General features: G+C 38.2%; 23 protein-coding genes. 2 read left to right on the forward strand and 21 right to left on the reverse strand.

The window, feature by feature from the left end; translation table 11 throughout:
* Position 1: 1 nt before the first annotated feature.
* From xerA to DWV34_RS17285, 18 genes are all read right to left on the reverse strand, one after another.
* Positions 2–997 (reverse strand): site-specific tyrosine recombinase/integron integrase, encoded by a 996-nt coding sequence (gene xerA / locus DWV34_RS16220; protein WP_118476695.1) that lies wholly within the window; start codon positions 995–997, stop codon positions 2–4.
* A 163-nt stretch (positions 998–1,160) separates the two neighbouring features.
* Entirely contained in the window at positions 1,161–1,463 is a 303-nt protein-coding gene (locus tag DWV34_RS16225) for a hypothetical protein (RefSeq protein WP_118476696.1), read from the reverse strand.
* Between the two features lie 206 nt (positions 1,464–1,669).
* Positions 1,670–1,882 (reverse strand): hypothetical protein, encoded by a 213-nt coding sequence (locus DWV34_RS16230; RefSeq protein WP_118476697.1) that lies wholly within the window; start codon positions 1,880–1,882, stop codon positions 1,670–1,672.
* Between the two features lie 10 nt (positions 1,883–1,892).
* Positions 1,893–2,180: a hypothetical protein gene (locus tag DWV34_RS16235; RefSeq protein ID WP_118476698.1), complete on the reverse strand. Its 288-nt coding sequence runs from the start codon at positions 2,178–2,180 to the stop codon at positions 1,893–1,895.
* A gap of 97 nt (positions 2,181–2,277) precedes the next feature.
* Positions 2,278–2,754, reverse strand: a complete 477-nt coding sequence (locus tag DWV34_RS16240) for a hypothetical protein (protein WP_118476699.1) — start codon at positions 2,752–2,754, stop codon at positions 2,278–2,280.
* Positions 2,755–2,772: 18 nt separating this feature from the next.
* Complete coding sequence (locus DWV34_RS16245) at positions 2,773–2,955, reverse strand: hypothetical protein (RefSeq protein ID WP_118476700.1); 183 nt, start codon at positions 2,953–2,955, stop codon at positions 2,773–2,775.
* An 89-nt stretch (positions 2,956–3,044) separates the two neighbouring features.
* Positions 3,045–3,413: a hypothetical protein gene (locus DWV34_RS17270; RefSeq protein ID WP_158565705.1), complete on the reverse strand. Its 369-nt coding sequence runs from the start codon at positions 3,411–3,413 to the stop codon at positions 3,045–3,047.
* Positions 3,414–3,426: 13 nt separating this feature from the next.
* Complete coding sequence (locus tag DWV34_RS17275) at positions 3,427–3,579, reverse strand: hypothetical protein (protein ID WP_158565706.1); 153 nt, start codon at positions 3,577–3,579, stop codon at positions 3,427–3,429.
* A complete protein-coding gene (locus DWV34_RS16250; RefSeq protein WP_118476701.1) occupies positions 3,576–3,761 on the reverse strand; it encodes a hypothetical protein in 186 nt (61 codons plus the stop codon). The genes DWV34_RS17275 and DWV34_RS16250 overlap by 4 nt, the downstream gene beginning before the upstream one ends.
* Positions 3,762–3,849: 88 nt before the next feature.
* Entirely contained in the window at positions 3,850–4,008 is a 159-nt protein-coding gene (locus tag DWV34_RS17280) for a hypothetical protein (protein WP_158565707.1), read from the reverse strand.
* Complete coding sequence (locus DWV34_RS16255; protein ID WP_118476702.1) at positions 4,001–5,266, reverse strand: ParB/RepB/Spo0J family partition protein; 1,266 nt, start codon at positions 5,264–5,266, stop codon at positions 4,001–4,003. Before DWV34_RS16255 ends, DWV34_RS17280 begins: the two co-directional genes overlap by 8 nt.
* A 27-nt stretch (positions 5,267–5,293) precedes the next feature.
* A complete protein-coding gene (locus tag DWV34_RS16260) occupies positions 5,294–6,055 on the reverse strand; it encodes a ParA family protein (RefSeq protein WP_118476703.1) in 762 nt (253 codons plus the stop codon).
* Positions 6,052–6,336 (reverse strand): hypothetical protein, encoded by a 285-nt coding sequence (locus DWV34_RS16265; RefSeq protein WP_118476704.1) that lies wholly within the window; start codon positions 6,334–6,336, stop codon positions 6,052–6,054. Before DWV34_RS16265 ends, DWV34_RS16260 begins: the two co-directional genes overlap by 4 nt.
* Positions 6,333–6,731, reverse strand: a complete 399-nt coding sequence (locus tag DWV34_RS16270; protein ID WP_118476705.1) for a hypothetical protein — start codon at positions 6,729–6,731, stop codon at positions 6,333–6,335. Before DWV34_RS16270 ends, DWV34_RS16265 begins: the two co-directional genes overlap by 4 nt.
* The gene (locus tag DWV34_RS16275) at positions 6,724–7,152 is read right to left on the reverse strand and encodes an RNase H family protein (RefSeq protein ID WP_118476706.1); all 429 of its coding nucleotides are present in this window, start codon (positions 7,150–7,152) and stop codon (positions 6,724–6,726) included. The genes DWV34_RS16270 and DWV34_RS16275 overlap by 8 nt, the downstream gene beginning before the upstream one ends.
* On the reverse strand, positions 7,149–8,051 hold the full coding sequence (locus tag DWV34_RS16280) for a rolling circle replication-associated protein (protein WP_243000924.1): 903 nt from the start codon (positions 8,049–8,051) through the stop codon (positions 7,149–7,151). Before DWV34_RS16280 ends, DWV34_RS16275 begins: the two co-directional genes overlap by 4 nt.
* A 322-nt stretch (positions 8,052–8,373) precedes the next feature.
* Positions 8,374–8,790, reverse strand: coding sequence for a hypothetical protein (locus tag DWV34_RS16290; RefSeq protein WP_118476708.1), 417 nt, complete (start codon positions 8,788–8,790; stop codon positions 8,374–8,376).
* A gap of 30 nt (positions 8,791–8,820) precedes the next feature.
* The gene (locus tag DWV34_RS17285; protein WP_158565708.1) at positions 8,821–8,967 is read right to left on the reverse strand and encodes a hypothetical protein; all 147 of its coding nucleotides are present in this window, start codon (positions 8,965–8,967) and stop codon (positions 8,821–8,823) included.
* Positions 8,968–9,100: 133 nt separating this feature from the next.
* Between DWV34_RS17285 and DWV34_RS16295 the strand changes: the two genes are divergently transcribed.
* On the forward strand, positions 9,101–9,325 hold the full coding sequence (locus tag DWV34_RS16295) for a hypothetical protein (protein ID WP_118476709.1): 225 nt from the start codon (positions 9,101–9,103) through the stop codon (positions 9,323–9,325).
* Here DWV34_RS16295 and DWV34_RS16300 read toward each other — a convergent pair.
* Both DWV34_RS16300 and DWV34_RS17290 read right to left on the reverse strand, forming a co-directional pair.
* Positions 9,285–9,647, reverse strand: a complete 363-nt coding sequence (locus tag DWV34_RS16300; protein WP_118476710.1) for a hypothetical protein — start codon at positions 9,645–9,647, stop codon at positions 9,285–9,287. The genes DWV34_RS16295 and DWV34_RS16300 overlap by 41 nt on opposite strands.
* Positions 9,648–9,816: 169 nt before the next feature.
* Positions 9,817–9,990: a hypothetical protein gene (locus tag DWV34_RS17290; RefSeq protein ID WP_158565709.1), complete on the reverse strand. Its 174-nt coding sequence runs from the start codon at positions 9,988–9,990 to the stop codon at positions 9,817–9,819.
* Between the two features lie 121 nt (positions 9,991–10,111).
* Here DWV34_RS17290 and DWV34_RS16305 point away from each other — a divergent pair, with 121 nt between their 5' ends.
* Positions 10,112–10,525, forward strand: coding sequence for a helix-turn-helix domain-containing protein (locus DWV34_RS16305; protein ID WP_243000927.1), 414 nt, complete (start codon positions 10,112–10,114; stop codon positions 10,523–10,525).
* 271 nt (positions 10,526–10,796) lie between these two features.
* Here DWV34_RS16305 and DWV34_RS18235 read toward each other — a convergent pair whose 3' ends face one another.
* Positions 10,797–10,934 (reverse strand): helix-turn-helix domain-containing protein, encoded by a 138-nt coding sequence (locus DWV34_RS18235; RefSeq protein WP_207661405.1) that lies wholly within the window; start codon positions 10,932–10,934, stop codon positions 10,797–10,799.
* Positions 10,935–10,937 lie beyond the last annotated feature (3 nt).

The raw sequence follows: 10,937 nt of genomic DNA on the forward strand, positions 1-10,937 counted from the left end.
CCTATACCACGTACTTTTTATGATCTGTCTTCACGTTCGCCTGCGTAGACTTTGCGTAGATGGAAGTTGTTTGAATATCATTGTGGCCTAAGAGTTGTTGAACTTCTTCCATTGGCATTCCTCTGTTTAGGGCGTTTGTGGCTACGGTCCTGCGGAACCGGTGTGGATGTGCTTTCTTTACTCCTGCACGTTTCCCAAGCTCACAGATCATACTTTCTATTCCTTCTTTTTTTAATCGACCATGCGGCCGCCGCAGATGAACGAATAGAGCTTCGTTGTCGTCTTCCCTTGTATGTAAGTATTCTGATAATGTTAAAATCGCTTTTGGATTTAGGTAAACGATTCTCTCTTTTCCTCCTTTTCCATAGACAATAAATTCATCTCCGTTGATATCTTCCCTATTTGCTTTGACGATTTCAGACACCCGGCATCCAGTGCTGTATAGAACATCTATGATTGCCAGATCTCTTTTATTTCTTGTTTCCCGTCTTAACTTTTCCAACTCAATTTCAGAATATGGCTTCTTGATCCGATAGTCTTGTTTAATCTTCGCTATCTTCCTTGCTGGGCTATGCTGAAGGTATCCTTCCTCCTGCTGCCAGTTGAAAAAGGATTTAAGTACTCTTAATTCGTTGTCCTGGGTTACTTTAGAAATTCCGTCCCGCATTGCGCGTTCAGCCAGGTAATACCGAATGTCGTTCGTATCAATGTTCTTGATATCTTTTTGGATCTCATGAAAGAATCTTTGTAGCACATAACCGTAATAATTCAATGTTTCCATAGAGAGTCCGGATACTTTTTTAGATACAAAGAACATGTTATACATCCTGTGATCCTCTTCCTGGTTGTAGACAGCTATTTCCGTTTTCCTGTCTTCAATTTCATAATTGTTGAGGATTATGTACATACTTTGCTGCACCTCTGTTAGCTGCTGCGGCGTAAACCGGATAGATAACCGGACTAACAGTGTGTTTACCAATTCTTCTTTTTTGTTCATACTGCTTTTTAGGAAGATATCTATTGCCCGCGGAACCTATCCTCCTTTCTTGCTTATTTCACTTCTGCTTTTCTGACAATCACTCCTGTATGTCGTGGCCATTCCCTCCATCTCGCTCGTTCTACTTCAATGCTCAAAGTTGAATATTTGCACTCTCCACATCTCATTGTTCTTCCCTTCTTTTGTAGTCAGTGCAGTCAATATTGAGTTCGCACTGAATCGGGGACAAGGAGTTTGCACGTATTCCATGTTCGCATTTATAACAATACGATCCTGTAACTCGTCCCTCTTGCTTTTCCTTTGATAATTTCTTTAGTTCATTTTCTAATCTAGTCCTTTCCATGTTGAGATCTGTATTACAGTTATATAATTCTTTATTCCTTTTTTTGTATTTTGCATAATTCATTCCAGCCACAGCTATTCCTGCTACCATGATGACTATGTAAACCACTGTAATTTTAATCATTCATTTCTCCTCTCGATTCTTTAATCTACTTTCTTTGTTTCTGAAGATAACTCATCATATCTTCACATCAGCATTTTTACAACCGACAACCGTCTTAACCTGTTCTTCTTTTGTATAAACATGTGCTTCTGGTTCAAAGTTTATTTTTGGCAATATGGTTCTGCGCATAAAATTATCATGTTCGTACTCCTTTCCGTCCTTCTTGGCTAAATCTTAAGTTTCTTAACATGAGAAGATTTAAAAATACATGATGATTGCGGATTTATCAAAAAATAGTAATTATATGGTATATATAAATTTGGTTCATGTTTAAAACGTTCTTCTCTTGTTTTATGTAATTCCCCTTTGATAATCTTTCCGTCAAACAAAGTTATTTCTACAATCTTTCCTAAGTGCTTTTCCAGTTCTGCTCTTTTCATGTGTGCCTCCCTATTTCTCCGGCATTTGAAATACAAACCCCGGCTGCTTTTTTCCTGTTCCTGTGACTGTCCACTCCTGTGCATATTGATAATAATTTTCTATCATATCTAATACTTCTATTGCCCTTTCTTTTGTTGCATAAACCCCGCAGCACTCTAACAGGCCGCCAAAATCTACGGATATCTGGTGTTCATTTTTCTCTTTTCCGTACCTTGTAAGGCAAGATTCGTTATATGTAATCCCTGATAGGTTTTCTAAGTTCCAGAGATTTTCCCTATTCTGACTTCTGACTAACATCTCTTACCCTCCTTCCTGCCCGCCGAAGCGGGCTGTAAAACAGGATGTCCGGTTTCTAAGTTTCTGTGATATATATAGACCCAGAGTAAATCTTAAATTAAACAATTTCTCTTGCCGCCGATCTAAACATCATGAGTAGCATTTCTGATACAGATCTTTTCCGGTCTTTTCTTGCTGCCTTTTTTACAGATCGCAATTCATACCAATCGCCTCGGCAATTTTTTTGTCCAGGTACATATACGCCTACTTTATACGGTATTTCATTTTTCACTTGCCGATAAACGTTTTCTGTCATAACATAGTAGTTAAAATCCCCAATAAAATTATGTCCATTTTTTGAGTGAAAATCTTCTACTGATGATTTGACTTCATAGCAATAGAAGTCCCCCTTTTCAATACCGGATATAGTATTGTTCACAGGCTTAAACCTCATAAAATCCACCCTTATTGCATTGCTGGTTCCATAGTCAAATGTCACCTCTGCCGCCCAATAAATTCTAGGATCATTGCGTTGATTTATATGCCTTCTAATAGATAAAGACAACATTTTTGTTATCTCTGGTCGCTTACTCATTCTGTACCTCCTTAAATTCTAATTTCCTTTTAGATACACGCCCTCATAATTTCCAGTATTGCTCAAATCATTTGATACTTCAAAAGCATTTTCTACTCCCATACCTTCATCAAACGGATGATCGTCTGACATATAAAAATATACTGATTTCTCTTTTTCCTTCACATCTTTTAAAAAGTCTTCCAATTCCTGTACTGTCAAAATATTTACCTCCTAATCTGGTGGCTCTGCATTCACCGTTTAAAACAATCTCCATGTCTTTTCCTCCTTCCTTACGTAATGTGCATAATTTATTTTCCCATTTTTATTAGTTTAAGCATGTACTTTGCTATTGCTGTATCTTTTGCTTCTTCGTCTCCTTCTTTTGCTGCTGCTATCACTTTTGTCAGTTCATCCGCGGCTCCTCTTAGATTTCTTTGCATTTCTCGTATCTCTCTAATACTCGGATTATGCTCTTCTAGCTCCCCTTGATCATATTCCTCAGAGAGTTTATCAATTGCTCCGCCCAATAAAATTTCGCAATATCCTTTTAAATTTTCTTCTGAAGGATGTGAATTATTATTTCTAATCTCTCCATATCTTTCAAGCGTCTTTAGATCATCGTTATCCAATTCTATTTTTATCTGTAATTCATAAATCCCTTTTTCTTTTTCTATCATGGTTTATTCCTTTCTACATTTTTATGATCAGCACAAGAAGGATTGCTTTTTGAAAATGTTCAAATCGCTTTATTTTGTCCCCTCTCCATTCACTTATAAATCCTGCCGTTATTTCAATCACAGTAATGATCATTAATATAATTTCAGATAATAACTTGAACGTCATTTCAGCCACCTTGCTATCTCTTCCGCTGGAAATGTAAATGCTTCATCATTATCAGTTACAGTTAAAGTTTTTCCTGTCTTATCATTTGTCATCATAATCTTCAGTTGTTTTACTTTGAACCCTTTTACTCCTTTGGTCATTTTCAATCCATTTACGAATATTTCTCTATTTTTACACTGCATTCTTTTTTTCTCCTTTCCGCCCCTCCGAAGAGGGGCCTACTCGCATTAGTTTCTTTAGTCGTAGTTAATAGTTTCTTTGTGATATATGCTACATGTTTGGATATGGGACAATTCCTCTGTGTCCACATTCCTTACACTTATAGCCGTCTGTGAGGCCGTATTCTATCTCTACGATCCTCTCTTCAATTTCCATGTTCCTGCTGCCGCATTCCGGACAGCTCCACCATGGTTCAAATTCTTCAGACATCTTTTACACCCAAGATGCAATATCCTTGCTTTAGACCTTCAAAGTCTTCAAGTACATATGTAATTTCTTTCTTTATAACATTTCCTGTCATTACTCCATCTCTATACTCTCTCATCTTTAGAATATCTCCGGTTTTATAATTTCTGTCATTTTTTCTTAGTTCAAACGGTTTTATGCCATCTCTGGAATCTACAAAGAAAAGGCTTGAAATCTTTATATCATGTTCGATTTTCCGGTCATGAATTTCTCCGGCCGGATCTACCGTCTGAGTTTCAGGTTGGTTCATGAAATGTGCTTCCTGCAATTCACGCTCAGACATTGCTTCGGAAATATTTTTATTCTTATAGTCCATGCAGTAATCTACTGCTTCTCCTTTTTCACTGCACTGTTCCCAATTTGCACATGAAAAGCATTTTGATATTATTTTTTCTGGATTTGCTTCAAATCCTCGCTGCTCTCCTTTCTCCTCAATGTCCTGTGCCTCATTTTCAATGAACTCTTCCAGTTCAATCTGGCCTGGTATTGGTTTTGCTTCTTCCTCTTTTTCCTTCATCGTGATTACATCGTTTATGCTGAGAGTTCCATTTTCTTTGTACAGTTCAAACACTCGTTTTTGCGATTCCTCTGGCATGCCTGCTGCCTCATAAACTGCCGAAATACCTATGTTGTCGTTTTTAAACTCTTCCATCAAATCAGAACAAAGATTTTTATATATTGTTTTATATCTTCCGATTTGAGCCGGTGCACTTTTTACAATCTCAGAGATTAATTCTCTTGTCTTTCCTTTTATCTCATATTCTTCTCTGAGTTTTAAAACCAGCTCCTCTGTCTGAATAACTTCCGTCATTTTTTCCCAATCGGTTTTATCCCTGTACCTGTTTGCCATGATTAAAGCCAGCCTGTCCATTATGGCATTTTTACTGTCTTTCTTGACACATGGCACTTTCCGGAATCGTTCTTTTCCCTCTTTCACAAGTGCGAGCATAGCAATTCTTCTCCTGTGCCCGGATATGATTCTATATTTTTCTCCCTCCTTCTGCACAAGTAGCGGTTGCAGTAGTCCGACCAATTCAATAGACTGTTTTAACTCTTCAATTTCTTTGTTTGTATCGTAAAAGTTTGCTTTCGATGGGAACAGGTCATAAATATCAACTATTATGTTTTCTGCATCCTCCGATACCTTCTCACCCTTTTTTTCTGCCGTTTCCTTCGATCTTTGATTCAGTAGATCCATCAAGTTAAAGTTTTCCTTTGCCATTTTTCCTCCTTAATGTGACCAATTTGGTCACATCTTTAAATATTCTTCCACTAGAGCTTTATAATCGAATGATGCTCCACATCGGCTTGAGTACAGAATAATAGGTTCTCTTGCAAACGTGCTTGGCTTCATTTTTGGTGTTTTCCGGATATGAGTTTCAAAGACCGGATACTCCAAGGTATTTAAAAACTCTTTTCCTTGTACATCGGCATCGTTCGTTCTGTCATACTGCGTTACAAAGCATCCGCAGAAACGAAGATTCGGGTTAAGGTCTTCTTTGGTATTGTCAATCTGTTCTTTCAATTCTTTTAGACCGTCCAGAGCAAAGTCATCTATTGTGACTGGTACTAACACGTCATCTGCTGCCACTAGCGCATTTATCGTGGATATATTTATATCCGGTGCATTGTCTATGATACAGTAGTCATATTTTCTTTGAACTTGTTCTAAAGCCTTTTTGAACCTTGTCTGCTGCGGTCTCTGCTGGTCAAGGAGGACTTCTAAATTTGCTTTCAAAAGATTCATATTTGCAGTTACGATGTCAAGCCCTTCATAATCCGTTTTCTGTATAGTTTCTTTCAGATCTGCTTTGCGTTCCGTCATGATGTCCGCGGTTCCTTTATGGCTATAATTATGCCGATTCAATATTTTGCTTGCATTTCCCTGCTTATCATTGTCGATCAGCAAAACTTTATATCCATGGACTGCTGCCAGGATATGTGCTATGTTCACACTAGAGATTGTTTTTGCAACCCCGCCCTTTAGGTTTATAATTGCTATCGTTTTCAATTTGCTATCTCCTTCCTGACTTTTTGGATCTTTATGTTTCCAAAGAAAATATCTTTGTTTAGAAAACACTCCCTATACTTTCCTTTTTTCATCGTGACTTCTAACAGGATATAATGCGGATAAATTCCTACTAATCTTCCTTCAATCCGCTGCATATGATCCTCTTTTCCTCTCCCTACCCATCTGGAAAGAGTAATCTGACTTCCTTCCCTCAGTTTTAGTGATTTTCGCATCATTTCATCTGTATATGCATAGCGTCCATTTTGCTTCGCTACTCTCAATGCAATTTCCCTCCCATCAAGGTCCGTACAATGTCCTCTGCCTTGTACTCCCCTGCGATATTCTTTGTCTTTTCCATCTGTCTGCGAATTTTTTCACGGCTCCGTTTATTTTCCGGTTGTAGAATCATGATAATGGAATCAATGTCGTATGTAGGAAACTCAGAAAATGCATTAAATAATTCCTTCTGCATCTCTTTCTTAAGTGCCTTATCCGTTTCTTTATTCAAGTGTGGCCCTCTGTTTCCTTTGTGGAATCCAGCCGGGAGAGCTATCTTTGAATAAAAATGGTCTACTCCTCCATGGGACCGGTAAACAATGTGGTGCATTTCGATTGGTCCTGCTGCCTCCTCGTCGTTGTAACACCCTAATTCCTTCTGCACGTCAAAATTAATCATCTGTAAGTCTCCCTTCCAAAATTGTTTTACAGTTATATTTGTCTAAATTAAGGTCTGCCCTTAATTTGTGCAGCGTTGCGAAGACATAAATCTGTTTCCACAAGTCTGCATTTTTTATGTTCTGTTTATTTGCTTTCTGCCAGTCTGCGCCCGCATACCGGTTTAAATCTTTTAGAATCCTTATGAAGTATTCAGACTCCGTGTGGATCGTGATTTCCATGCGCTCCCCTTTCTTGATCCTGTGCAGTGCCCGGAGAGCAGCCTCTACCACGGCCCGATTTTTTGTCGTATCCTCTATTTTCCCCTCATCAATCAGGAGATTTGTTTTTACGGTTACATACTCCAAGATTGCCCGGTATACTGCCGGTCCGGTCTTTCTCGCATGGCAAGCTGTGTATATGTAAATATCTATGCGTTTCATGGAATCTCCCTTCTTTTCCGCATCCTGGCCCGAATGTAAAACATCCCGTTAAAATCGTTGTAATATACCTGCGACTCCGTAAAAAGATACTCCGGGAACCATTCTTTCATTTGCCACTCAAGATATGACCGGTCTTTGACCATTTCCTTTACATAACTTTCCATTTTTTTATATTTCCCTGACTGATCCTTTTTTGAATGGATCTTGCGGACCCGGAACTGCTTCAGGTTTGTGCTGCTGTTCCATCTCTTCTTTCCCTTCGGCTCCTTGGTTATGTAATTCGCCAGACCAGTAAGACCATATTCATCTTTTTCCAAGCGGCGTGTTTCATTTCTTTGGCCTTTTTTCCAAGTCTTTTCCACAAGGTCCATATCAAGTAATCCGTCCATTACCAAATGGTGATGCCACCTGATTTTTGATCCCGGTGAAAACTCTGTTACATAGACATACTTTGCATTTGGAAGTCCCCGCTTTTTACGCTGGTAATTTATCCTTCTGATGTAGTTCTGCATGTTCTTTATTGCCTCATCCATATCGGCTGGCTCCTGCCCTTTTCCGTATGTAAGAGTGATCCAGATATCCCGGTCCGTGAAGTTATGCTCAATGAGCCTATTCACATATTTTCTTGCATTCTTGTCATTCAAGCTTTTTTGAGCCTTTGAATTATCTTTCTTAAGTCTTGCTTCCTCCGGAATCTCCGATATCTTTGAAAACTCCGGATAGATCTCTATTTCAAGCTGCTCTCCTGCTCTTACCTCTTTGCATGCATATACTGCTTTAAACCGGAACTTTAGCATCTGTTCTATGAAATATTCATGCAGCGTTTCTATCTGCTGATTAAACGCCTCCTCATAGTCATATGGGATGTAGGTCATCCCTCTCTTCTTCTTTCTTGTCACCTACGCACCACCTACTTTTCGTTGAGTTGTTAATATAAATTACAAGGCCGATATAAGCCGCTCGGCTCCTTGCATTTCAGGCAGGTGCATGGTAAAATGAATGTAAGGATTTATTTGTTACCATGCAAATACCTTGGCGTTAGATTCTCCCAAAATCTAACGCCTTTTTTCTTTTAATTCTCTAAGTTCCTCGACCGTTCCCAAGTCTTCATATTGTCCGAGCTTGTCCACGATCTGGCCAAACAGACAATAATTTTCTTCTCTAACTTCTGATATTTGAGAAGCTCTATATGTCCCTGACTTGCCATTATGCATTGTCAGTCTATCCCTGGCATATTGCATAGTATCGCCTCGCTTCTTCTGCTTTTCCCCGTTTTACGCACTGGCAATATGTATATAGTCCGTTCCATTCATGGATAATCTTCCTGTCGTCCCTACTTGCGACAGTTACTTCTGGATAGCGAAATCCTAAGACCTCTTCTACAACGTCCCTAGCTTGTCCTGTTTTCTCTGCCGCATCAGAAACAGCCTTTGCAACGGTTTCTTTCTGAAGTAATTTGAAGAATGTTCTTCTCACTTTATACAGATTTATTTCCTTTATTATCACAGCCTCCCATTCGGCAATAGCTCTCTCTGCATCCATAACCTTAATTTCCTTGTTTCCTGCAATCTCTTCTATCGGTATCCCGCTCAGATACATTGCATAAATTTCTTCTTTTACTTTCTTTTTTATGTACATGATTCCTCCTGCTTGTCCTTCCGCAACTGCTTACGCAGTTGTAACCTTCCCTCCCAGTGATTTGATTACCCTTCGGACAAATTCTTCTTTTATTTCTTCCAGTTCATTTTCCGGGATCTCATCCATGGGAACATCTTTTCCATCAATTTCAACATAACGCTTACCTGGTTTAAGCACAAAACCACCTCCTTTTATACATCTTATGAACCTCTGTTTGTCCTTGTTTCCTGCTTGTTATTTCCATGTATCTCCTTTATAATTTTAGTACAGGCTCCCGCCAGAGCCGAGTATCAGAAGAAAGGAGATCTCTATGACTAAAAACGATTTTTCATTGCTTTTTGATTCTTCCTATAAAAAAGCCCTGGAGAAATACGCAAACAAAAACGCTATAGAAACTATGTTTTTAAACTATGCAGATGAAAATGGTAAAATTGATTCTGGCTCTCTTGCCGTAATGGCCATTATGACATCACTTGAAATGAACAAAGTTGTTCTTAAAACCGTTCTTTCAGAAGTCCTTGAATTTGATGAGTAATTCGTTCACTCATTTTGTCAACGCTTTCGATCTTCCCCAAAATATTTTTATGTTTTGGGGGTTCTTCTTCTGTCGCATTCAAGATTTCTTTTATCATTTCACCGCTTTTCTTCATTGATATTTCAAAGACTCTTTTGGTATCTTGTATAAATCCCTCAATAAATTTTGTATCATCTGGAAAAAAAACAGGTGATCCCTCTTCGCAGTTCATCAGGGCTTCAACATGTATTCTATTGATTAGTTCTGGAAGTTCTGCATAAATAGCATTTTGAAGATTTGTGTAGTGATTTATTACATTGGTTGCTTTTATGTCTTTTGACACTTTCTCACCTCTATTCTTATACTTGTCCTTCCACAGCCGCTTAACGCAGCTGTGGCTAGATAGCTTTCCTTTTTCTGCTTTTCATCACAATTTGTGCTGCGTCTTTGAGGATGCTTTGGATGTCCTCTTCCGTCTGCCTAATATTTTTATGATTCATTTCCCATCCTCCCTATGCCGGTTTCTTTCCCTGGCCTTTTTGCTGCTCCTGTTTCTTCATTTCTTGGTACATACACAATGTCGCTGCATTGCTTTTCATTAATAACAAACCCTGTTCATCCATTTGCAGTAAATTTCTGATTGTTGCTTCTCTCAATTCTTCTTCTGTCATTTTTTTTACGTCCATTTTTCTCACCTCCCGCTTTCTTTGTAAGCAAATAATATCACAATGCAAGCAACGTGTCAACACTTTTGCTTGCATTGTGAACATTTTTATGATATAGTTTTTTCAAGAAAGGAGGTTCAGAATGATAAATGAAAGAATCCGTAAAATTCGTGATTATTACGAATTAAGTCAAAGGGAGTTTGCTAAAAGAACGGATATAGGAGCTTCTACGCTTGCTATGTTTGAAACTGGTGATCGCAAACCCAAAGACATTCATCTTAATCGTATTTGTTCAGAATTTAATATAAGTAAGCCTTGGTTAGAAAAAGGAGCCGGAGATATGTTTGTCCCTCCGGAAGACGATGTTGCCGAATATGTCTCTATGTTCCTAGAAGAAAAAAATGATTTCTTTGACTTGATACTTGCGACAATGCGATCATACAAGAACTTAGACCGATCAGGACGAGAGGTTCTCTGTAAAACAAGTGCAGATATAAAAGAACATATAATAAGTGAGTACTTAAAAAATGAACATACAAAAAAAGAAGACGATTAACTCGTCCCCTTTTTCTGTAAGTGCCTGTTAATAAGCACTAAAATCTGTTTTATGAAATGTTCGTCTGATTCGTCCATTTCTTGTAGTTTTTCAATAATTTGTTTGACATATGGGATGTGATTCATGGCTTATCCCCCTTTTCATATGTGAATTTATAAGATATAAAGATTTTACCATAATTTCTTTCTTTTGTGTCATATATACATACGATTTCCAGAATACCGGAAATCGTACATTGAACCGCCGCAACATATTGAAATTATGGTATAATTTACTTATATTTGCTTATAAAAAGGTCTGTAATTCGTACATTTAAAGCTTTTGCTATTTTTTCTAACTGATCCAACGTGGGTGACTTCTTGTCGGGCGGCGAATTAAAGTTCCAACCGACTGCAATTCTACCGCAAATTAA

The sequence above is a fragment of the Anaerostipes sp. AF04-45 genome (assembly GCF_003461725.1).
Lineage (GTDB): Bacteria > Bacillota > Clostridia > Lachnospirales > Lachnospiraceae > Anaerostipes > Anaerostipes caccae.